The organism is Dietzia sp. CH92, assembly GCF_032248695.1.
GTDB lineage: Bacteria > Actinomycetota > Actinomycetes > Mycobacteriales > Mycobacteriaceae > Dietzia.
On the sequence record NZ_JAVHXC010000001.1, the window covers coordinates 611,559 to 632,757 of the forward strand.

A 21,199-nucleotide genomic window follows, 5' to 3' on the forward strand; every position below is an offset into this window, starting at 1 on the left:
GTGCGGGCGGGCGCACTCCCCCGGGGTCGGCGATCACTGCGTGGGGAGCGGCTCCGCGTCCTGGACGGCGGCGGCGAGCGTCTCGAACTGATCGGTCGGCGCGGAGCCCGTCACGGCCACGCGGACGTCGTCGAGGTCGAGCACCCACACGGGGCGGACGTCGTCGCCGGTGAGGACCGTCCACTCCCGTCCGGCGATCGGCACCATGGTGCGGTCCGGCCGGGGGCCGCCGCCCAGGGAGCGGAAGGCGTCCGCCGGGGCGTCGGACTGGACGAGTTCCACGTAGCTGCGTTCGCCGGTCACCCAGCCGACGTGACTGGACGTGGTGCCGGCGAAGCCCTGGACGCGACCGGAGTTGGAGGTCCAGTCCTCCGGGACCTCGGGCGAGCGGATCGGGTAGTCGAGGCTGCGGGCGTCCTGACGCAGCGACGCCTCGGCGTCGAACCGCGGGATCTGCCCCTGCTCGGGGCCGGACGGGCTGAACGTGCACAGTCCGGCCACGCCGGCGAAGAGCCCGCAGATGACCATGAGCACCACCACCGACCAGAACATGTCGCGGTTGCCCTGCAGGATTCTCGGTTTCGCCTCGGCCACGGCTGTGAGTATCCCACCCACCCGGGGCGACTCCGGCGCGTGGCCCCCGGCCTGATCGCGGAGGTGGAACAATGAGCGCCGACAACCCGCCGCGTCGCGCGTGACCCCGTCGCGCCCGCGCCCGCCTCCCGAGGAGCCAGACCACCTATGTCAGACGCCAAGCGCCCCGATCGTAACCTCGCCATGGAGCTGGTCCGAGTGACCGAGGCCGCCGCCCTCGCCGCCGGGCGCTGGGTGGGCCGGGGCGACAAGAACGGTGGCGACGGCGCCGCGGTCGACGCCATGCGCGAGCTCATCTCCACGGTGGACATGGACGGCACCGTGGTGATCGGCGAGGGCGAGAAGGACGAGGCCCCGATGCTGTACAACGGCGAGAAGGTCGGCACGGGCGAGGGCCCGGCCGTGGACGTGGCCGTGGACCCGATCGACGGCACGCGCCTCATGGCCGAGGGCCGCCCCAACTCGATCGCCGTGATCGCGGTAGCCGAGCGCGGCGCCATGTTCGACCCGTCGGCGGTGTTCTACATGCGCAAGATCGCGGTCGGCCCGGACGCGGTGGGGCGGATCGACCTGTCCAAGTCCACCGAGTGGAACATCCGGTCGGTGGCCGAGGCCAAGAACATCGACGTCGGCGACATGACGGTGTGTGTGCTCGACCGGCCTCGTCACGCCGAGCTGATCGCCGAGATCCGCGCGGCCGGCGCCAAGGTGCGGCTCATCATGGACGGCGACGTCGCGGGTGGCGTGGCCGCGGCCTCCGAGGACAGCTCGGTGGACATGCTCATGGGTATCGGCGGCACGCCCGAGGGCATCATCACCGCGTGCGCCATGAAGTGCATGGGCGGCGAGATCCAGGGCCAGCTGTGGCCGCAGGACGACGCGGAGCGGCAGAAGGCCGTCGACGCCGGTCTGGACGTCGACGCGATCCTCGGCACCGACGACCTGGTCAAGGGCGACAACTGCTTCTTCGCCGCCACCGGCATCACCAACGGTGACATGGTCCGGGGCGTGAGCTACCGCGCCAACGGCGCCGTCACCCGGTCCCTCGTCATGCGGTCCAAGTCCGGGACGGTCCGGCACGTCGAGGGCCGCCACAAGATGGAGAAGCTCCGCGAGTTCTCGGCGGTCGACTACGGCCAGGGCGCCGACGCCCGCTGACGCCGCCCCGCCCCGCCGCGCCTGCGCCGTAGCTCCTGCACGGCGCGGCGGGCGCGCCTACTGTGGCCGTATGGCCGATCAGACTGAATTCCGTATCGAACACGACACGATGGGCGAGGTCCGGGTCCCTGTCGACGCCCTGTGGCGGGCACAGACCCAGCGTGCCGTCGAGAACTTCCCGGTCTCGGGCCGGGGGCTCGAGCGGGCACAGATCCGCGCGTTGGGTCTGCTCAAGTCCGCGTGCGCGACCGTCAACGGGCGGCTCGGGCTGCTCGACCGGGAGAAGGTGGACGCGATCGTCGCGGCCGCCGGCCGGATCGCCGAGGGTGAGGTCGACGAGCACTTTCCCGTCGACGTGTTCCAGACGGGCTCGGGCACGAGCTCCAACATGAACACCAACGAGGTCATCGCCTCGCTGTGTGCGGCCGAGGGTGTGACCGTCCACCCGAACGACGACGTCAACATGTCGCAGTCGTCCAATGACACGTTCCCCACCGCCACGCACGTGGCGGCGACGGAGGTCGTGATCGCCGACCTCGTGCCGGCGCTGAACGTGCTGGCGGAATCGTTCGAGGCGAAGGCGGAGCAGTGGCGCGACGTCGTCAAGCCCGGCCGCACCCACCTCATGGACGCCGTCCCCGTCACGCTGGGCCAGGAGTTCGGCGGCTACGCGCGCCAGATCCGCGCGGGCGTCGAGCGGGTCTGCGGCACCCTGCCCCGCGTGGGTGAGCTGCCGATCGGTGGCACCGCCGCGGGCACCGGGCTCAACGCGCCGGACGGGTTCGGCTCCGCCGTCGTGGAGGAACTGCGCTCCCTGACCGGCCTCGAGGAACTGCGCCTGTCCGCGGACCCGTTCGAGGCGCAGGCCGCGCGCGACGGGCTGGTCGAGCTCTCCGGCGCCCTGCGCACGGTCGCGGTCTCGCTGACCAAGATCGCCAATGACATCCGCTGGATGGGGTCCGGCCCCATGACCGGCCTGTCCGAGGTGCACCTGCCGGATCTGCAGCCGGGGTCCTCGATCATGCCCGGCAAGGTCAACCCGGTCCTGTGCGAGACGATCGCGCAGGTCGCCGCGCAGGTCGTGGGCAACGACGCCGCGATCGCCTGGGCCGGCGCGAGCGGCGCGTTCGAGCTGAACACCGCCATCCCGGTGATGGCGCGCAACGTTCTCGAGTCCGTCCGCATCCTGTCCACCTCGTCGGTGCTGTTCGCCGAGCGCTGCATCGACGGCATCGAGCCGGACGTCGACCGGATGCGCCGTCTGGCCGAGTCCTCCCCCTCGATCGTCACGCCCCTGAACTCGGCGATCGGCTACGAGGAGGCCGCCCGGGTCGCCAAGCACGCCCTCGCCGAGGGGCTGACGATCCGCGAGGCCGTCATCGCCCTGGGGTTCGTGCCCGATCCGCTGACCGAGGAGGAGCTCGACCGGCGCCTCGACGTGCTCGGGATGACCGGCCTCGACCGCGAGCGCTGAGCCCGCGCCACCGCACACGGGGACAGGGGCAGGGCCCGGGCGACTCCACCCGGGCCCTGCCCCTTGGGCCCGCCCGGGCCCTGCCCCTCGGGCCGCCTCAGGCGGCGTGGATGCGCCGCAACGCACCGGCCGAGGCGTCCGGCTGGAACTCCTCGAGCATGGTGGTGACGAGCTCGGCGATCGCCGAACGCTCGGAGCGACTCAGGGTGACGTGGGCGAACAGCGGGTGGCCCTTGAGCTTCTCCACCACCGCCTGGATCCCGTCGTGTCGGCCCACCCGGAGGTTGTCCCGCTGGGCCACGTCGTGGGTGAGGACCACGCGGGACCCGGTTCCGAGCCGGGACAGCACGGTGAGCAGGACGTTGCGTTCGAGCGACTGCGCCTCGTCCACGATCACGAAGGAGTCGTGCAGGCTGCGGCCCCGGATGTGGGTCAGGGGCAGCACCTCGAGGATGTCTCGATCCATCACCTCGTCGATGACGTTCTCGCTGACGAGCCCTTCGAGGGTGTCGAACACGGCCTGCGACCAGGGCGACATCTTCTCCGACTCGCTACCCGGTAGGTAGCCGAGTTCCTGCCCGCCGACCGCGTACAGGGGCCGGAAGACGACGATCTTCCGGTGGCGGCGACGCTCGAGGACCGATTCCAGTCCCGCGCACAGGGCGAGCGCCGACTTGCCGGTGCCGGCACGGCCGCCGAGGGAGACGATGCCGATCGACTCGTCGAGCAGGCAGTCGATCGCGATGCGCTGCTCGGCCGACCGGCCCCGCAGGCCGAACACCTCGACGTCGCCGCGGACGAGTCGCAGTCCCCCGTCCACCGTGGTCCGGGCGAGCGCCGACGAGGACTCGGTCTGAACCCGCACCCCGCAGTGGACGGGGGTATCGGAGTCGAGGCCGGCCGCCCGCGCGGCGAGCGGGGACACGCCGCCCGCGGAGAACAGGGTGTCGACGAGTTCCTGGGTCGCCGGCAGGTCGACGATGCCGCTGTAGCCGGTGAGGACGACGTCCTGGGCGTGGTACTCGTCGGCGGGCAGACCCACGGAGCCCGCCTTGACCCGCAGCGGGACGTCCTTGGAGACCAGGACGGTGTCGGCGCCCTCGGCCCGCAGGTTGAGGGCGCAGGCGAGGATCCGGGAGTCGTTCCCGGTGTCGCGGAACCCCGCGGGCAGGACCGACTGGTCGGTGTGGTTGAGCTCGACCCTCAGGGTGCCGCCCGTGTCGGTGACCGGCAGGTCGCCGTCGAGGCGGCCGTGACGCAGGCGGAGGTCCTCGAGCAGCCGCAGTGCCTCGCGGGCGAAGTAGCCCAGTTCGGGGTGGTGGCGCTTGGCCTCGAGCTCGCCGATCACCGCGATGGGCAGGACCACCCGGTGCTCACCGAAGCGGGTGACGGCCCACGGGTCGGACAGCAGAACCGAGGTGTCGAGGACGTAGGTACGGACGGTGTCGGTCACGGCGTGCTCCTGGGCCGCGGCACCCGCGGTCGTGTCGGGATGGACCGGTCGGCCCAGGTCGTCCGGGGACGACAGGGCCGGGTGCCGGCCCCCTCCCGATCGCAACAGACGATCATCGGCTGGGACCTCCCGACGGTCGGCTTCCCCACCGACCGTTGGTGACGACGCTACGCCGACTTCGCCTCCCCCGCGTGCCTGAATGACAATCCTGTAGTTAAGTCCGCGTGAACTGTGTGCGCACCCCCGGCGCCCTCCGCCGGGGCGCGGCGCCGCCCGGCCGTCAGACCCGCTCGAACACGGCCGCCATGCCCTGCCCGCCGCCGAGGCACATCGTCTCCAGCGCCAGGCGGCCGTCCCTGCGGACGAGTTCGCGGGCCATGGTGGTGAGGATCCGGGTGCCGGTCGCGCCCACGGGGTGCCCGAGGGAGATCCCGGAGCCGTGCACGTTGAGCCGAGCGCGATCCGCTGCGGTGAAGCCGTGGTCGGCCTCCCATTCCCGCAGGCAGGCCAGCACCTGCGCGGCGAACGCCTCGTTGAGCTCGATGAGGTCGAGGTCCGCCAGCCGGAGGTCGAGCTGGGAGAGCACCCGGGCCGTGGCCGGGACCGGGCCGATGCCCATGCGGGCGGGGTGCACGCCGGTCACGGCCCAGCCGAGGGGCCGCACGAAGGCGCGCAGGCCCAGTTCGTCGGCGCGGCGCCTGGTGGTGACCACGCAGACCGACGCGCCGTCATTCTCTCCGGAGGCGTTGCCCGCCGTCACCGTCGCGTCGGGGTCGACGCGCGACCGGACGGGGCGCAGTGCGGCGAGGGAGTCCGTGGTGACGCCCCGCCGGGGGTGCTCGTCGGTGTCGACGACGACGAGGTCGTCCCTCCCCCGCGGGACCCGCACCGGCACGATCTCCTCGTCGAAGACCCCCGCGTCCTGCGCCGCGATCGCACGGCGTTGACTCTCTGCGGCCAGCTCGTCCTGCTCCTCCCGGGAGATGGCGTACTCGGCGCGGAGATTCTCGGCGGTCTCGAGCATCCCGCCGGGGACGGGGTAACCGCGGCCACCGGAGGTGACGCGACCGCGGGCGATGCGGTCGATGAACTCGACCCGGTCGCCGCGGACGCCCTCCCGCAGGCCGAGCGCGTAGAACTCGCTGTTCGACATCGACTCGGCACCGCCGGCGATCACCACGTCGCTGGCCCCGACGGCGACCTGCATCGCCGCGTTGAGTACGGCCTGGAGGCCCGACCCGCAGCGGCGGTCGATCTGGATCCCCGGCGTGCTGATGTCGAGGCCGGCGTCGAGCGCGGCGACCCGGCCGAGCGCGGGGGCCTCGCCGTTGGGGTAGCACTGCCCGAGGATCACGTCGTCCACGTCGGCCGTGCCGAGTCCGGTGCGCTCGAGCAGGCCCGTGATCGCGGCCGCGGCCAGGTCGGCGGCCTGCAGTGGCGCGAGGGCGCCGTGCCTGCGCCCGACCGCCGTGCGTACCGGCTCGCAGATCACGACGTCGGCCAGGGCCTCGGCCATCCGTGGGGTCACCGCGCTGCCCTCCCGCCGGCGATCGGTCACTCGACCATGAGGCGGATGGCCTCGGCGACCACCGCAGGCCGGTCGCCGCCCTCGATCTCGACCGTCACGAGGGAGGTGAGCTGGGCGCCCGAGGGCTTGAGGTCGAGTGAGGTCAGCTCGACGCCGGCCCGGATCCGGGAGCCCACCGGGACGGGCGCGGGGAACCGCACCTTGCCCAGCCCGTAGTTGATCATCATCGAGAACCCGCGGATGTCCATGACTTGGTTGCCCAGCACGGGCAGCAGCGACAGGGTGAGGTACCCGTGGGCGATGGTGGTGCCGTAGGGACCTTCCGCCGCCCGGGCGGGGTCGACGTGGATCCACTGGTGGTCCCCGGTCGCGTCGGCGAACGCGTCGACGCGCTCCTGCGTGATCTCCATCCAGTCGCTGTGACCCACGTGTTCGCCGATCGCCGCCGACACCTCGTCCAGTCCCTCGAACACCCTCATGTCAGTCCTCTCCTCATCCCAGGCCGCCACGCGCCACCAACTGCGCGGCGATGACGTTGCGTTGGATCTCGTTGGTCCCCTCGCCGACGATCATCAGCGGCGCGTCCCGGAAGTACCGCTCCACGTCGAACTCGGTCGAGTAGCCGTACCCGCCGTGGATGCGGACCGCGTCCAGCGCGATCTGCATCGCCGTCTCTGAGGCGAACAGCTTGGCCATGCCCGCCTCCATGTCGCACCGCTCACCCGAGTCGTACCTCTCCGCCGCGAACAGGGTGAGCTGCCGGGCGGCCGTGAGGGTCGTGGCCATGTTCGCCAGATGGTGCCCGACGGCCTGGTGCTTCCAGATCGGCTGCCCGAACGACTCCCGCGACTGCGCGTAGGCCAGCGAGTCCTCGAGGGCCGCCGCCGCGACGCCCAGCGCTCGGCTGGCGACCTGGATACGTCCCGTCTCGAGGCCCTTCATCATCTGGGCGAACCCCCGGCCCGGCTCGCCGCCCAGCACGCGATCCACGCTGGTCCGGTAGCCGTCGAACGTCAGCTCGCACGTCTCGACCCCCTTGTAACCGAGCTTGGGCAGGTCGCGCGAGACCGTCAGCCCCGGGCCGTGTTCGACCAGAACGATCGACATCCCCCGGTGCGGCGGGGTCGCCTCCGGATCGGTCTTGCACAGCAGCGCGATGAGACCCGACCGGCGGGCATTGGTGATGAACGTCTTGGCGCCGGTGATGACCAGCTCGTCACCGTCGGCGCGGGCGACCGTCGACATGTTCTGCAGGTCCGAGCCGCCGCCCGGTTCGGTCAGCGCCATCGTCGCCCGCATCTCGCCGGTCGCGAGGCGGGGGAGGTACGCCCACTTCTGCTCCTCGGTCCCGAACCGCGACAGGAGCGTGGCCACCACCGTGTGCCCACCCATCGCCCCGGCCAGCGACATCCACCCGCGGGCCAGCTCCTCGGTGACCCGGACGTAACAGGGCATGGAGACCGGCATCCCGCCGTACTCCTCCGGCACGGCGAGCCCGTAGATCCCGATCTGCTTCATCTGTTCGATCCAGCGCTCGGGATAGGCGTTCGTCTGCTCCACCTCGCGCACCGACGGCTTGACCTCACGGTCGATGAACTGCCGGACCGTGGCAACGAGGTAGGACTCTTCGTCGTTCAGTTCCGGCACCTGTCACACCTCGTCGTCGTCACGTCACCGTGGTCACCACGCCACACGCCGTCCACCGTCACCCGCGGCGATCTCCCGCCATCTTCCCCACCCACGCCGCTATAGTCAATAATCATGCGCATCGATTCAGGGGGCGGTCCCTACTTCGACGATCTCGCGCGCGGCATGGTCTTCGACCGGGCGCCGACGCTCACCCTCACCGACGGGATGGCCGCCGCCCACCAGGCCGCGCTCGGCGACCGCCTCCGCCTCCCCCTGGACCACCACCTGAGCGCGGCGGTCGCCGGCGCACCTGTCGCCCATCCCGGCCTGGTCACCGACGTCGCGATAGGCCAGTCGACCGTCGTGACGCAGCGCGTCAGGGCCAACCTGTTCTACCGCGGGCTGCGGTTCCACCGCCTCCCCCACCTCGGCGACACCCTCGCCACCCGCACCGAGGTGGTCGCCCTCAAGCGCAACACCCCGCGACCGGGCCGCCCGAGCACCGGGCTGGCCGCCCTGCGGATGACCACCACCGACCAGCGCGGCCGGACCGTCCTGGACTTCCACCGTTGCGCCATGCTCCCCCTGTCCCCCGACGCCGACCCCGAGCGCGTCGACCACGCCGACGACCTGTCGACGATCGGCACCGCCGACCCCGGCCCGTGGACCGCGCCCGAGGGATGGGACGTGGCGGCCTACCGCGACGCGGTGCCCGGCGCGGACGACCCGCTCCCCGCGCCCGGAACCGTCCTGCGATCGGGCGCGGACGTCGTCACCGGCGCCCCCGGGCTCGCCCGGCTCACGCTCAACATCGCCGAGACGCACCACGACGAGCGCGTGGCCGGCGGGCGACGGCTCGTCTACGGCGGGCACACCATCGGCCTCGCGCTCGCCCAGGCCACGCGCGTCCTTCCGTCGATGCTGACGGTGCTCGGCTGGCGGTCCTGCGAGCACACCGGTCCCGTGCGCGAGGGCGACACCCTGTCCAGCGAGCTGGAGGTGGGGGTCGCCGTACCGCTCGCCGGCGGCGGCACCGCGCTCGATCTGCGCTCGCGCGTGCGCGCCCACCGTCCCGACGGCGACGTGGACGTCCTCGACTGGGCCTGCACGGTCCTCATGCCGTGAGTGCAGGATGATGGTGCACATGAATACGACAGGCGATGCGCAGCGCGGGCCCGGAGGGGTCTCGCGTCCGCAGAAGACCGCGCTGCTGGTCGCGAAGCGGATCATCGAGGACATCGCCCGACGCGGAAACACCGTCGGCGACCGGCTGCCGCCCGAGCACCTCATGCTGGAGGAGTACGGCGTCGGCCGAGGCACGCTCCGGGAGTCCCTGCGGTACCTCGAACTCCAGGGGGCGATCACCCTCAAGCCCGGACCGGGCGGCGGCCCGATCGTCCAACAGCCCGACGGCGGCACGCTCGCCGCCGCCCTGAGCCTGCTCATGCAGTTCGAAAACGCCCCGTTCTCCACGATCATGGAGGCGCGGGCGGCGATGGAGCCGTCGATCGCGCGACTGGCCGCCGCGCGGATGAGCCGCGAGGCGCTGGAGGAACTCCGCCTCAATGTCGAGGCCACACGTGAGGGGGCGGTCGACGGCGACTCCTTCACCGACGATTCCGAGCGGTTCCACGCCCTCATCGCGTGGGGTTCCGGCAACGTCCTGTTCGGCTATCTCTTCGACGCGCTGCTGGGGATCCTGGCGGGGGCGTCGATGGGAGTGGCCTACCCGAAGCGACAGCGCGACCACACGTGCGACATCCACGAGGACATCTACCGGGCGATCGCCGACCGCGACGCCGTGGCGGCCCACGACCTCATGGCACAGCACATCACCGACCATCACGTCTACCTGCAGAAGAAGTTCAGGGCGGCGTTGGAGCAGCCGATCCGCTGGGACCTCGCCTGGTGACGAGCGCGGACGGTCTCAGATGTGCCGACCGCCGGTGATCTCCAGGACCGTGCCGGTAATATAGCTCGACATGTCGCTGGCGAGGAACAGCACCACCTGCGCGACCTCGCTCGGCTCGGCCGCCCGCCCCATGGGGATCTCGGCCATCTTCTCCTCCCAGATGTGCTCGGGCATCGCGAGCGTCATCGCGGTCCGGATGAGGCCGGGCTGGACGGCGTTGACGCGGACCCCCGCGAAGGCGACCTCCTTGGCCGCGGCCTTGGTCAGTCCGACTATCCCGGCCTTGGCGGCCGAGTAGTTGGTCTGCCCCACCAGCCCGACCTTCCCGGAGATCGACGAGATGTTGACGATCGCCCCTCCCCCGTGCCCGCGCATGCGCCCGGCGGCCGCGCGGGTGCCGTTCCAGGTGCCCTTGAGGTGGATGGCGATGATGTCGTCGAACTGGTCCTCGGTCATCTTGCGCATGGTGGCGTCGCGGGTGATCCCCGCGTTGTTGACGAACACGCCCAGTGGTCCGAACGCCTCCTCGGCCACGTCGATCATCGCCTCGACGGCGTCACCGTCGCGCACGTCGCAATGGACGTACCGGGCGCGGTCCTCACCGCCCAGCTCGGCGACCGCCGCGGCACCGGCCTCGTCGTCGATGTCCCCGATCACCACCCGCGCGCCGTTCGCGATGAACGTCCGGGCGATCTCGAGCCCGATCCCGCGAGCGGCCCCCGTGACGACCGCCGTCCTGCCCTCGAGAAGTCCCATCATGTGTCCCCTTCGTCCAGTTCTCCGGCCAGCTCGGCCAGGATCGCCTCGGTGTGTTCGCCCAACGCCGGGACTCGGCCCATGGGCAGTTCGACGCCGTCGAACGTCATCGGCGGCAGCAGTCCGCGGACCGCTCCGGCCGGGGTCTCGATCTCGCGCCAGCGGTCCCTCGCCTCGAGTTGCGGGTGGTCGACCAGCCCGGCGACATCGTTGAGCCGCGCCGCCGGCACGCCGAACCGGTCCAGTCGGTCGGCCAGCTCCACCGAGTCGAACTCGCGGGTGAGCGACCCGATCAGCGCGTCCACCTCCGCCCTCCGGGCCACCCGCGCGATGTTCGTGGCGTACCTCTCGTCGTCGACCAGATCGGGCCTTCCCAGGACGTCGCGCACCAACGCGGTCCAGCCCCGGTCGTTCTGCACGCCGATCATGACCTGTCCGTCCCGGGTCGGGAACGCGTCGTACGGGCAGATCGACGCGTGGGACAACCCCATCCGCCCGACCTGCCGCCCCGCGTACATCCGGATGTACATGGGGTGTCCCATCCACTCGGCGGTGGCCTCGAACATGGACACCTCGATCGCGGCGCCGAGCCCCGTCCGCTCCCGGCGGAACAGTGCCGCCTCGATCGCCGAGAGCGCGTACATCCCCGTGGCGATGTCGGAGACCGGGACGCCGGTCTTGGTGGCGGTCTCGGGCGTGCCGGTGATCGAGCACAGGCCCGACTCGGCCTGCACGAGCATGTCGTAGGCCTTGCGGTCGCGGTACGGCCCGTCGCCGCCGTACCCGGAGATGGTGACGACGACGAGGTCCGCTCTGCGTTCGCGCAGTTCAGCCGCCCCGAGTCCGAGTCGGGCCATCGCCCCGGGGGCCAGATTGCTGATGACGACGTCCGCCCGGTCGATCAGTGCCAGCGCGACCCGCCGGCCGCGACTCGTGGCCAGGTCGAGTTCGATCGACTCCTTGCCACGGTTCAGCCAGATGAAGTGGGACGCCTGCCCGTGAACGGTGTCGTCGTAGGCCCGGGCGAAGTCGCCCTCGCCCTCCCGCTCGATCTTGATGACGCGTGCCCCCAGATCGGCCAGGTGCCGGGTTGCCAGCGGCGCGGCGACGGCCTGTTCGACCGCGACGACGGTGATCCCGGCGAGCGGGAGCGGGTCGGCGGCGTCACCGCCCGCACGCGGATCGCCTGCGCCACCCGCCGCGCGCGAGCCACCCACCGACCCCGCGGCGGTCACCGGGTCCCCGCCGCCCGCGTGGTCGCCCGGACGAGCCCGCCGCCGATGATGAGCCTCTGGATCTCGCTGGTCCCCTCGTACAGGCGCAGCAGCCGGACGTCCCGGTAGATCCGCTCGACGGGGACGCCGCGGATGTACCCGCTGCCACCGTGGATCTGCACGGCGAGGTCGGCGGCCCGACCGACCATCTCGGTGCAGTAGAGCTTCGCCGCCGACGGGGCGATCCGGCGATCCTCACCGGAGTGATACCTCGCGGCGGCCTCGCGGACCATCGCCCGGCCCGCCATCACCCCCACCTGGATATCCGCCAGCATGGCCTGCACCAGCTGGAACTCGCCGATCACCCTCCCGCCCTGGGTGGCGGTGGAGGCGTGCGCGAGCGACTCGTCCAGCGCGCGCTGGGCGGCACCCACGGCCAACGCGGCGATGTGCACGCGGCCCCGCGCGAGCGAGGTCATCGCGGCCCGGTAGCCCGCGTCCTCATCGCCGCCGACCAGGGCGTCGTGCGGGACGCGGACGCCCTGGAAGCTCACCTCGGCGGTCCAGGCTCCCTCCTGGCCCATCTTCCTGTCCTTGGGCCCCACCGTCACGCCCGGCGTGTCCGCGGGCACGAGGAAGACGGCGATGCCGGTGCCGTCGGCGTCCGCCGGGCGGGTCCGGGCGAACACGACGAACAGGCCCGCGAGCGGCGCGTTGGTGATGAAACGCTTGGATCCGTCGATCACCCAGTCGGCTCCGTCGCGCACCGCCTTGGTGGTCAGTCCCGCCGGGCTCGACCCTGCGCCGTCCTCGGTGAGGGCGAACGACGCGATCACCTCCCCGGAGGCGATCGGCCCCAGCCACCTCGCCTTCTGCTCGTCCGTCCCGAAGTTCACCAGCACCTGCCCGGCGATCCCGTTGTTGGTCCCGAACAGGGACCGCATCGCGAGGGTCGTGTAGCCGAACTCCATCGCCAACTCGACGTCCTGCGTCAGGTCCAACCCCAGGCCGCCCCAGCGCTGCGGTATCGCGTAACCGAACAGGCCCATGTCGGCCACCCCCGCGCGGATATCCGCCGGGACCTCGTCGGCGTCGGCGATCTCCCGTTCACGCGGCAGCACCACCGTGCGGACGTAGTCACGCGTCGTCGCGAGGATGTCCGCGAAATCGTCTCCGGAGACCTCCGGGTCGGCCGCCGTCGTGTCCATCGCCCGCCTTCCGCCGCTTCCAGCGCGTCGCTTGTATGCTAGCAACTATTATCATCGTTTGCGGGGTGTCTCAACCGCCCCTCTTCCACGGAGGCACCGATGACGGACCAGACTCCTCCCGCGGGGGCGGGACTTCCCCTCGACGGCATCCGCGTCGTCGAGGTGTCGAGTTTCGTGGCCTCACCCCTGTGCGGACTGACGCTCGCCCAGCTAGGCGCCGAGGTCATCCGGGTCGATCCGGTGGGTGGGGCCGCCGACGTCGACCGCTGGCCCGTCGCGCCGGACGGCACGTCCATCTACTGGACCGGCCTGAACCGCGGCAAGGCCTCGGTCACGCTCGACCTCCGCTCCGACGCGGGCCGCCAGTCGCTACGCGACCTCGTCACCGAGCCCGGTGCGGGCGGCGGGATCCTCGTGACCAACTCCGCCGGCCGCGACTGGATGAGCCACGACGTCCTGTCCGCGGTCCGGCCCGATGTGATCACCCTGGAACTGCTCGGCCGGCGCGACGGCCGACCGGCGGTGGACTACACCGTCAACGCCTCCCTCGGTTTCCCCGCCATCACCGGGCAGGGCGACGCGCAGAGCAGCGGGCGGGGCGCCGGGCAGGGCGTCGGCCGGGTGGTCAACCACGTCCTCCCCGCCTGGGACGTCGCCGCCGGGCTCCACGCCGCCCTCGCCGTGGTCGCCGCGGTCCGCGACCGTGAGCGGACGGGGCGGGGGCGGCACATCGTCCTGCCGCTCGACGACGTCGCGTTGGCCACCGCGGGCACGCTCGGGTACCTGACCGAGCCCCAACTCGACGGGTCCTCCCGTCCGGCGGTGGGCAACCACGTCTACGGGACGTTCGGTACGGATTTCACGACCAGCGACGGCGGGCGGTTCATGATCGTCGCCCTGACGACCCGACATTTCCACGATCTCGCGCGCCTGACCGGATCCCGCGAGGCCGTCGACGCGCTCGAGACCGCGACCGGTGCCGACTTCTCCACCGAGGCGGACCGATACTCCTACCGCGAGGTGCTCGCCGCCCTGTTCGCCCGCTGGTTCTCGGCCCACACGACCGACGAGGTCGCCCGGGCGCTGTCGGAGTCGGTGGTCCTCCACCAGCGGTACCGCACCTTCGCCGAGGTCGTCTCCGACGGGGACCTCGAGGCCAACCCGCTGTTCTCCCGCCTCGACCAACCCGGCATCGGCCCGTATTTGGCCGCCGCCCACCCGGCCACCTTCGACGGCGCACACCTCACCACCGGGCCCGCGCCCCGACTCGGAGCGGACACCGACCGCCTGACGACCGGAGGATCACTGGCATGACCCACAAGCCCACCGCGCGCGACGACGTCCCCGTCCACCTCACGCCGGAACGTCTCGCGATCCGCGATCTGGCCCGCGAGTTCACCGCACGGGAGGTCCTGCCCGTCGCCGACCGACTCGACCCCGAACGCGGCGACATCCCCGACGAACTACGGCAGAAGATGGCCGACATCGGGTTCTTCGGGATCATGATCGGCGAGGAGCACGGCGGCCTGGGCCTCGGCGTGTTCGAGTACTGCCTCGTCGCCGAGGAGTTGGCCCGCGGATGGTTGTCCGTCTCGGGCCTGCTGGCACGCGGCAACGGCATGGGCGGCGGGTTCACCGCCGAGCAGGAGGCCCGGCTGCTCCCCCGCGTCGCGCGCGGCGAGTGGCTGGGGGCGTACGCGCTCTCGGAAGCCGAAGCCGGGTCCGACGTCGCCAACATCTCGTGTCGGGCGGTCCGCGACGGGGACGAGTGGGTCGTGAACGGCACCAAGATGTGGTGCACGTACGCCGACCAGGCCGACTACCTCGTGCTCTTCGCGCGGACCGACCCCCACCGCGATCCCGACAAGCCGCACCGTGGGATCTCCGCCTTCCTCGTGGAGAAGGAGCGCGGGGGGTTCCCGCCGGGCATCACCGGCAACCCCGTGCGCAAGATCGGGTACTTCGGCTGGCAGACCTGGGAGCTGTCGTTCGACGACTTCCGCGTCCCGGCCTCGGCCCTGCTCGGCGAAGAGGGGAAGGGCTTCTATCTGGCCGTGTCCGGGCTCGAGGTCGGCCGCGCCCACACCGCGGCGCGGGCCATCGGCCTCGCCCGCGCCGCGCTCGAGGACTCGATCGCCTATGTGAAGACCCGCGAGCAGTTCGGCCGGCCCATCGGCGAGTTCCAGTACCTGCGCTTCCAGATCGCCAAGATGGCCGCGGACATCGAGGCCGCCCGCCAGCTCATGTACTCGGTGGCCACCGCCATCGACTCGGGGCGGCGGTGCTCGCTCGAGGCGGCGATGTGCAAACTCGTCGCGACCGAGATGGCCGAGCGCGTCACCTCGCAGGGCATCCAGATCCACGGCGGGGCCGGGTACACCACGGACTTCCAGGTGGAACGGCACTGGCGGGACGCGCGCCTCACCCGGATCTTCGAGGGGACGAGCGAGATCCAGATGCGGATCATCTCCGACGAACTGCTCGGTCGGATCAGCTGAGTGTCCCGGATCTGCTGAGCCCCTCCAGAATACTGGGCCCTCCGGAGAACTGAACCTCTCGGGAAAGACCGAGCCCCTCCGGACCAACTGAGTCCCACCGGATCTGCTGAGAAGCGCCGCGCCTCCTGCGTACAGTCGGCGCCATGAAGGCCGCAGTGTGTGTAGAGACCGGGTCGCCGCTGGTGATTGAGGACATCCCGATCCCCGAGCCGCGGGAGGGCGAGGTCCTCGTCCACAATCACGCCTGCGGGGTGTGCCATACGGACCTACACGTCATGAAGGGCGAGGTCGGCTTCCCGCTGCCCGGTGTCCTCGGCCACGAGATCTCGGGCATCGTCGCCGAGGTCGGCCCCGGGGTGACCACCGTCCGACCCGGTGACCGGGTGGTGGGGTCGTTCATCATGCCGTGCGGGTATTGCGAGAACTGCGCGCGCGGAATGGAGGACATCTGCTCCACGTTCTTCGAGTACAACCGCCTCCGCGGGACCCTGTATGACGGCGAGAGCCGGCTGCGCCGGGCCTCCGGCGAACCGCTGTCCATGTACTCCATGGGCGGCCTGGCCGAGTACAGCGTCACCCCTGCGACCGCGGTCTTCCCCCTCCCCGATCACCTCGATCTCACGGACTCGGCGATCCTCGGGTGCTCGATGTTCACCGCCTACGGGGCCGTCCGCAACGTCGGCGACGTCCGCACCGGCGAGTCGGTCGCGGTGGTGGCGGTCGGCGGCGTCGGCCAGAACATCGTCCAACTGTCCGCGGTGAGCGGCGCGGAATCGGTCATCGCGATCGACGTCGACGACGACAAGCTCGCGCTCGCCCGCCGTATGGGCGCCACCCACACGATCAATTCGGCGCAGACCGATGCGACGGCCGCCGTCATGGAGATCACGGGCGGCCGCGGGGTCGACGCCGCCTTCGAAGCACTCGGCTCGGCGGTCACGACCCGCCAGGCCACCGAGATCGCCCGCGAGGGCGGCCGCGTCGTCGTGGTGGGCATCCCGCCGGCCGGGACCTCGCTGGACGCCGACCTGGCGCGCATCGTCCGCCGGAAGATCCAGATCAAGGGTTCGTACGGCGCCCGCGCCCGGCAGGATGTGCCGGCGCTCATCCGACTACTGGCCGCGGGGAAGCTGGATCTCGGCCAGGTCATCTCCCGCCGCGTCCCGCTGACGGAGGCGCCGCAGACCTACGAGGCCCTCGACCGCGGCGAGGTGCTGGGGCGCGCCATCGTCCTCACCGGCGACTGAGCGCCAGCACCGGCGAACCGCGGCGAGCGGTGCGGCGGCCGCCGCCGACCTCGCACACGCGCTCGACCCCCGGCCCACCGCCATCGTGGCGGGGACCGGGGGTCGAGGCTCGCTTGTCGGGCCCGTCAGAGCAGCTCGATGATGGTGGCGTTGGCCTGGCCGCCACCCTCACACATCGTCTGCAGGCCGTACTTGATGCCCTCGTTCTTCATGTGGTGGACGAGGTCGGCGAAGATGCGCGCGCCGGAGCCGCCGAGCGGGTGCCCGAGCGCGATCGCGCCGCCGTTCGGGTTGAGCTTGGCCGGGTCGGCGCCCGTGTCGGCCAGCCACGCCATCGGCACGGAGGCGAACGCCTCGTTGACCTCGAAGACCCCGATGTCGTCGATCGTCAGACCCGACTTCTGCAGGGCCTTGACCGTCGCCGGGATCGGAGCGGTGAGCATGATGACCGGGTCGTCACCCGCGAGGGTCGCGGTGTGCACGCGAGCGAGCGGCGTGCAGCCGTACTTCGCGGCCGCCTCCTCGCTCATCACCAGGATCGCCGCCGACCCGTCGGAGATCTGCGAGGCGTTGCCCGCGTGGATGACACCGTCCTCCTTGAACGGGGTCTTGAGCCCTGCGAGCCCCTCGACGGTGCTGCCGCGGCGGATCCCCTGGTCCGTGTCGAACACGCCGTCCGGGGTGGTCACCGGCAAGATGTGCCCGGCGAAGAACCCTGCGTCCTGCGCGGCAGCGGCCTTCTCGTGCGAGGCCACGGCGAACTCGTCGAGCTGGGTGCGGGAGAAGCCCCACCGCTCGGCGATCATCTCGGCGCCCACACCCTGATTGGGCGCGATGCCGTTGTACCGGTCCATGAACTGCTGCCCGTAGGGGAACGAGTCGGAGGACACGTGCGAGCCCATCGGCACGCGGGTCATCGACTCCACGCCGCCGGCCACGACGACGTCGTGGTACCCGGACTCGACCACCGCGACGGCGAAGCTCAACGCCTGCTGGGACGACCCGCACTGCCGGTCGATCGTCACGCCGTTGACCGTCTCGGGCCACCCGGCGGACAGGGCGGCGGTCCGGGCGATGTCACCGGCCTGCTCACCGGCCTGGGTGACACAACCCCAGATGACGTCCTCGACGATCGCCGGGTCGATCCCCGCCCGCTCGACGAGCCCGTTCAGCACCACGCCGGACAGGTCGGCCGGGTGCACCCCGGCGAGGCCACCCTTGCGCTTACCCACCGCGCTGCGCACGGCCTCCACGATCACTGCACCCATGTGCTTCTTCCTTCTCTCTCGTGCGTCCCCCGGCGCCGGTCGCCCCGGCCACTGGTAGGACATCCTAGGGTTATCCGATGTACGGCGGGGTCTTCTTCAGCTCGCCGCGCGCGATCGTGCGACGGTGGACGGCGTCCGGCCCGTCGACGATGCGCAGGGCACGCGCCCACGCGTAGAAGTACGCGAGCGGGGTGTCGTCGGAGACGCCGGCGCCGCCGAAGACCTCGATGGCCCGGTCGATGACCGCGCACGCCACCTGCGGCGCGATCACCTTGATCGCCGAGATCTCGAAACGGGCGTCCTTGGCGCCGACGGTGTCGATCATCCACGCGCAGTGCTGGACCTGCAGACGCGCCTGGTCGATCTCGATCCGCGAGTTGGCGATGTGCTCCTGGACCACGCCCTGGCTCGCCAGGGAGCCACCGAACGCGTGGCGGGACTTGGCGCGGTCGACCATGAGCGCGAGCGCCCGCTCGGCCATACCGATGGCGCGCATCGCGTGGTGGATCCGGCCCGGCCCGAGACGCGCCTGGGCGATCGCGAAGCCGGCGCCCTCCTCACCGAGCAGGTTCTCGGCGGGCACCCGGACGTTGTCGAACACCAACTCGCAGTGCCCGTGCTGGTCCTGGTAGCCGAACAGCGGGAGGTTCCGCTCGATCCGCAGGCCCGGGGTGTCGCGCGGGACGAGGACCATGGACTGCTGTCGGTGGGTCTCGGCGTCCGGGTCGGTCTTGCCCATCACGATGAGGATCTCGCAGCGGGTGTCGGCGATGCCGGTGATCCACCACTTGCGGCCGTTGATGACGTACTCGTCGCCCTCGCGCCGGATGACGGTCTGGATATTGGTCGCGTCGGAGGAGGCGACGTCGGGCTCGGTCATCGCGTACGCCGAGCGGATCTTCCCCTCCTTGAGCGGCTCGAGGTACTTCGCCTTCTGCTCGTCGGTGCCGAACAGGTGGAAGGTCTCCATGTTCCCGGTGTCGGGGGCCTGCGAGTTGATCGCCTCGGGGGCTATCACGGGCGACCAGCCGGTGATCTCGGAGACGGCGGCGAACTCGAGGTTGGAGATGCCCGACCACTCGGGCAGGAAGAGGTTCCACAGGCCGCGGCGCCGGGCCTCGGCCTTGAGGTCCTCCATGATCGGCGGGTAGGCGTTGTCGCCGTGCTCGCGCAGGTAGGCCGACCACACGGGTTCGGCCGGGAAGACGTGCTCCCGCATGAACTCCCACATGTTCTCCTGCAGCTCGAGGCTGCGCTGACTGTGAGCGAATTCCATTGTTTCTACTCCTGTAGGGGTTGTGGACGCGGACGCGGTCAGTGCAGTGTCATCCCGCCGTCGACCACGAGGGTCGCGCCGGTGATGAAGGACGAGGCGTCGGAGGCGAGGAAGACCAGCGCGGAGTCGAGTTCGGCCTGCTGCCCGAGCCGCCCGAAGATGGTGCTGCCGGTGATGTCCGCGAGCATCTGCTCGGGGATCTCGTCGGTCATCTCGGAGGCGAAGTACCCGGGGGCGAGGGCGTTGACGCGGATGCCGCGGCGGCTCCCCCACTGGTGGGCCAGGTCGCGGGTCAGTCCGAGGACGGCCGCCTTCGTCGCCGAGTAGGCGGCCTGGGGCGCGAAGCCGGCGGTCAGGCCCAGCACGCTGGCGACGTTGACGATGCTGGAGCCGGGCTCCATCACCGCAGCGCACTCCTTGGCCGCCCAGTACGCGCCGTTGAGGTTGACGTCGACCACACCGCGGAACTGTTCGGGCGTCTCCTTGAGGGCGGGCACGGCGGTGCCGAGTCCGGCGTTGTTGACCAGGACGTCGATGCGGCCGTGGGTGTCCACGGCTGTACGGACCATCGCCGCGCAGGCGTCGGGGTCGGCCACGTCGCAGGCCACGGTCGAGGCGGTGCCGCCGGCCCCGCGGAGCTCCTCAGCGAGGGCCTCGAGCCGGTCGCGGCGCCGGGCGGCGAGCACGACGGTCGCGCCGGCCGAGGACAGCGCGCGGGCGAACCCCGCCCCGAGGCCGGAGGACGCGCCGGTGATCACGGCGACGCGGCCGTCCAGCCGGAACCGGTCCAGGACGGGCACCGCCGACTGCGGTCCCGTGCGCGGGTCGACGGGGGCCGGCGCACCGGGGGCTGCGGCGCCGGGGGTCGGGTCGGTCATCACTGGGCCCCTTTCCGGGAGTCGAGGATGGAGTGGCCGTGGTCGACGAGCTCGCGGATCTGCGGGCCGATGTCGCCGAAGTCCTGTCCGGCCATGGCGCCGGACTCCGAGCGGGTCGCGACGCCCTGGGCGATCGCCGCGAACTTGAAGGTGGCGAACGCCAGGTACCAGGGCATCTGGGACGGGTCCGTGCCGGTCGCGTCGCAGTACCGGTCGAGGAGTCGCTGCGGACCGGGCCAGCCGGGCTCGGTGGTGATGGTGGGGATCAGCGGCACCGTCGGCCCCTCGGGGTCGCCCCAGTACAGGACCGTCTGTGCGAGGTCGGCGACGGGATCGCCGAGGGTGGACAGCTCCCAGTCGAGGATCGCCTTGATGCGACCCGGGTCGTCGGGGTCCACGACGTAGTTGTCCAGGCGGTAGTCACCGTGGGTGATCCGCGACGACGGCGAGGTGGGCATGCTCTCGCGCAGACGGGCCGCCAGGTCGGGCAGGCGCTCGGCCCGGACGGACTCACTGGACTTCTCCGACTGGCCCAGCCAGCGTCGGATCTGCCGCTCCAGATAACCCTCCGGGCGACCGAGATCACCCAGGCCGACCGCCTCCTGGTCCACGGCGTGGAGCGCGACCAGGGCATCGATCTGGGCGTCGGCCATGGCCGCCTTGTCGTCGTCGGACTCGGCGAAGCCCGGCGGCAACACGTCACGGATGACGTGGCCGACCACCTTCTCCATCACGTAGTACGGCACGCCCAGGTCCTCACCGGTGGTCTCGTTGAGCACCACCTTCGCCACCGGTACGTCGGTGCCCGCGAGACCGAGCTGGATGCGCGCCTCGCGCCCCATGTCGTGGGCGCTCGGCAGCAGCTCCCCGGTCGGCGGGCGCCGCAGGATCAGCTCGCCCGCGTCGGAGCGGAGCGTGAACGTGAGGTTCGACTTGCCTCCGGCGATGAGCTCGGCGTCGAAGTCGGCCCACGCCCGGTCGCCCGTGGCCTCGACGAGCCTCGGGCCCACGATGTCGGGGCGGAGCAACTGGTCGAGGGGCAGGCCCGTCGACTCGGACGATGATGTGGTCATACAGGGATCCTCGCGCTTGGTGGGCGGGCGGGT

At 71.4% G+C, this 21,199-nt stretch carries 19 protein-coding genes; 7 read left to right on the plus strand and 12 right to left on the minus strand.

The genetic code is table 11. The features are described from left to right. Window positions 1-33: 33 nt before the first annotated feature. A complete protein-coding gene (locus RWK90_RS02915) occupies window positions 34-594 on the minus strand; it encodes a DUF4245 domain-containing protein (RefSeq protein WP_314034490.1) in 561 nt (186 codons plus the stop codon). 147 nt (window positions 595-741) lie between these two features. Here RWK90_RS02915 and glpX point away from each other — a divergent pair, with 147 nt between their 5' ends. Together glpX and RWK90_RS02925 are read left to right on the plus strand one after the other, a co-directional pair. After that, window positions 742-1,752: a class II fructose-bisphosphatase gene (gene glpX, locus RWK90_RS02920; RefSeq protein WP_314034492.1), complete on the plus strand. Its 1,011-nt coding sequence runs from the start codon at window positions 742-744 to the stop codon at window positions 1,750-1,752. Between the two features lie 70 nt (window positions 1,753-1,822). After that, complete coding sequence (locus RWK90_RS02925) at window positions 1,823-3,226, plus strand: class II fumarate hydratase (RefSeq protein ID WP_314034494.1); 1,404 nt, start codon at window positions 1,823-1,825, stop codon at window positions 3,224-3,226. Window positions 3,227-3,323: 97 nt separating this feature from the next. Here the strand turns inward: RWK90_RS02925 and RWK90_RS02930 are convergent, their stop codons facing one another. From RWK90_RS02930 to RWK90_RS02945, 4 genes are all read right to left on the minus strand, one after another. Further along, window positions 3,324-4,679 (minus strand): PhoH family protein, encoded by a 1,356-nt coding sequence (locus tag RWK90_RS02930; RefSeq protein ID WP_314034496.1) that lies wholly within the window; start codon window positions 4,677-4,679, stop codon window positions 3,324-3,326. Window positions 4,680-4,959: 280 nt separating this feature from the next. Then, window positions 4,960-6,195 carry an acetyl-CoA C-acetyltransferase gene (locus RWK90_RS02935; RefSeq protein ID WP_314034768.1) on the minus strand — a complete coding sequence of 412 codons (1,236 nt, stop codon included), beginning with the start codon at window positions 6,193-6,195 and terminating at the stop codon, window positions 4,960-4,962. Window positions 6,196-6,233: 38 nt separating this feature from the next. Then, the gene (locus RWK90_RS02940) at window positions 6,234-6,686 is read right to left on the minus strand and encodes a MaoC family dehydratase (RefSeq protein ID WP_314034498.1); all 453 of its coding nucleotides are present in this window, start codon (window positions 6,684-6,686) and stop codon (window positions 6,234-6,236) included. Window positions 6,687-6,699: 13 nt separating this feature from the next. Beyond that, complete coding sequence (locus RWK90_RS02945) at window positions 6,700-7,854, minus strand: acyl-CoA dehydrogenase family protein (RefSeq protein WP_314034499.1); 1,155 nt, start codon at window positions 7,852-7,854, stop codon at window positions 6,700-6,702. A gap of 114 nt (window positions 7,855-7,968) precedes the next feature. Between RWK90_RS02945 and RWK90_RS02950 the strand changes: the two genes are divergently transcribed. After that, window positions 7,969-8,961 (plus strand): MaoC family dehydratase, encoded by a 993-nt coding sequence (locus tag RWK90_RS02950; RefSeq protein ID WP_314034501.1) that lies wholly within the window; start codon window positions 7,969-7,971, stop codon window positions 8,959-8,961. A gap of 19 nt (window positions 8,962-8,980) precedes the next feature. Continuing rightward, entirely contained in the window at window positions 8,981-9,748 is a 768-nt protein-coding gene (locus tag RWK90_RS02955; protein ID WP_314034503.1) for an FCD domain-containing protein, read from the plus strand. A gap of 15 nt (window positions 9,749-9,763) precedes the next feature. Here RWK90_RS02955 and fabG read toward each other — a convergent pair whose 3' ends face one another. The 3 genes from fabG to RWK90_RS02970 all read right to left on the minus strand — a co-directional run bounded on the left by fabG (window position 9,764) and on the right by RWK90_RS02970 (window position 12,926). After that, window positions 9,764-10,504, minus strand: a complete 741-nt coding sequence (gene fabG, locus RWK90_RS02960; RefSeq protein ID WP_314034505.1) for a 3-oxoacyl-ACP reductase FabG — start codon at window positions 10,502-10,504, stop codon at window positions 9,764-9,766. Next, window positions 10,504-11,640, minus strand: a complete 1,137-nt coding sequence (locus RWK90_RS02965) for a CaiB/BaiF CoA-transferase family protein (protein ID WP_314034770.1) — start codon at window positions 11,638-11,640, stop codon at window positions 10,504-10,506. Before RWK90_RS02965 ends, fabG begins: the two co-directional genes overlap by 1 nt. Before the next feature lie 95 nt (window positions 11,641-11,735). Continuing rightward, window positions 11,736-12,926 (minus strand): acyl-CoA dehydrogenase family protein, encoded by a 1,191-nt coding sequence (locus RWK90_RS02970; RefSeq protein WP_314034507.1) that lies wholly within the window; start codon window positions 12,924-12,926, stop codon window positions 11,736-11,738. A gap of 99 nt (window positions 12,927-13,025) precedes the next feature. On the opposite strand from RWK90_RS02970, the gene RWK90_RS02975 reads away from it, so the two are divergent. The 3 genes from RWK90_RS02975 to RWK90_RS02985 all read left to right on the plus strand — a co-directional run bounded on the left by RWK90_RS02975 (window position 13,026) and on the right by RWK90_RS02985 (window position 16,671). Then, window positions 13,026-14,240 (plus strand): CoA transferase, encoded by a 1,215-nt coding sequence (locus tag RWK90_RS02975; RefSeq protein WP_314034509.1) that lies wholly within the window; start codon window positions 13,026-13,028, stop codon window positions 14,238-14,240. Further along, window positions 14,237-15,424: an acyl-CoA dehydrogenase family protein gene (locus tag RWK90_RS02980; RefSeq protein WP_314034511.1), complete on the plus strand. Its 1,188-nt coding sequence runs from the start codon at window positions 14,237-14,239 to the stop codon at window positions 15,422-15,424. The genes RWK90_RS02975 and RWK90_RS02980 overlap by 4 nt, the downstream gene beginning before the upstream one ends. A 143-nt stretch (window positions 15,425-15,567) precedes the next feature. Beyond that, entirely contained in the window at window positions 15,568-16,671 is a 1,104-nt protein-coding gene (locus RWK90_RS02985; RefSeq protein ID WP_314034513.1) for a zinc-binding dehydrogenase, read from the plus strand. Window positions 16,672-16,796: 125 nt separating this feature from the next. On the opposite strand, the gene RWK90_RS02990 is transcribed toward RWK90_RS02985, so the two are convergent. The 4 genes from RWK90_RS02990 to RWK90_RS03005 all read right to left on the minus strand — a co-directional run bounded on the left by RWK90_RS02990 (window position 16,797) and on the right by RWK90_RS03005 (window position 21,166). After that, a complete protein-coding gene (locus tag RWK90_RS02990; protein WP_314034515.1) occupies window positions 16,797-17,939 on the minus strand; it encodes an acetyl-CoA C-acyltransferase in 1,143 nt (380 codons plus the stop codon). 70 nt (window positions 17,940-18,009) lie between these two features. Continuing rightward, on the minus strand, window positions 18,010-19,215 hold the full coding sequence (locus RWK90_RS02995; RefSeq protein WP_314034516.1) for an acyl-CoA dehydrogenase family protein: 1,206 nt from the start codon (window positions 19,213-19,215) through the stop codon (window positions 18,010-18,012). A gap of 38 nt (window positions 19,216-19,253) precedes the next feature. Next, complete coding sequence (locus RWK90_RS03000) at window positions 19,254-20,015, minus strand: glucose 1-dehydrogenase (protein ID WP_314034772.1); 762 nt, start codon at window positions 20,013-20,015, stop codon at window positions 19,254-19,256. Window positions 20,016-20,092: 77 nt separating this feature from the next. Continuing rightward, the gene (locus RWK90_RS03005) at window positions 20,093-21,166 is read right to left on the minus strand and encodes a phosphotransferase family protein (RefSeq protein ID WP_314034518.1); all 1,074 of its coding nucleotides are present in this window, start codon (window positions 21,164-21,166) and stop codon (window positions 20,093-20,095) included. Window positions 21,167-21,199 lie beyond the last annotated feature (33 nt).

Excerpts from the sequence above, each read along its gene's own strand:
- RWK90_RS02990 (WP_314034515.1), bottom strand. The coding sequence starts at position 17,939 with ATGGGTGCAGTGATCGTGGAGGCCGTGCGCAGCGCGGTGGGTAAGCGC.
- RWK90_RS02975 (WP_314034509.1), top strand. The coding sequence starts at position 13,026 with ATGACGGACCAGACTCCTCCCGCGGGGGCGGGACTTCCCCTCGACGGC.
- RWK90_RS02985 (WP_314034513.1), top strand. The coding sequence starts at position 15,568 with ATGAAGGCCGCAGTGTGTGTAGAGACCGGGTCGCCGCTGGTGATTGAG.
- fabG (WP_314034505.1), bottom strand. The coding sequence starts at position 10,504 with ATGGGACTTCTCGAGGGCAGGACGGCGGTCGTCACGGGGGCCGCTCGC.
- RWK90_RS02950 (WP_314034501.1), top strand. The coding sequence starts at position 7,969 with ATGCGCATCGATTCAGGGGGCGGTCCCTACTTCGACGATCTCGCGCGC.
- RWK90_RS02955 (WP_314034503.1), top strand. The coding sequence starts at position 8,981 with ATGAATACGACAGGCGATGCGCAGCGCGGGCCCGGAGGGGTCTCGCGT.
- RWK90_RS02925 (WP_314034494.1), top strand. The coding sequence starts at position 1,823 with ATGGCCGATCAGACTGAATTCCGTATCGAACACGACACGATGGGCGAG.
- RWK90_RS03005 (WP_314034518.1), bottom strand. The coding sequence starts at position 21,166 with ATGACCACATCATCGTCCGAGTCGACGGGCCTGCCCCTCGACCAGTTG.
- RWK90_RS02935 (WP_314034768.1), bottom strand. The coding sequence starts at position 6,195 with ATGGCCGAGGCCCTGGCCGACGTCGTGATCTGCGAGCCGGTACGCACG.
- glpX (WP_314034492.1), top strand. The coding sequence starts at position 742 with ATGTCAGACGCCAAGCGCCCCGATCGTAACCTCGCCATGGAGCTGGTC.
- RWK90_RS02970 (WP_314034507.1), bottom strand. The coding sequence starts at position 12,926 with ATGGACACGACGGCGGCCGACCCGGAGGTCTCCGGAGACGATTTCGCG.
- RWK90_RS02940 (WP_314034498.1), bottom strand. The coding sequence starts at position 6,686 with ATGAGGGTGTTCGAGGGACTGGACGAGGTGTCGGCGGCGATCGGCGAA.
- RWK90_RS02995 (WP_314034516.1), bottom strand. The coding sequence starts at position 19,215 with ATGGAATTCGCTCACAGTCAGCGCAGCCTCGAGCTGCAGGAGAACATG.
- RWK90_RS02980 (WP_314034511.1), top strand. The coding sequence starts at position 14,237 with ATGACCCACAAGCCCACCGCGCGCGACGACGTCCCCGTCCACCTCACG.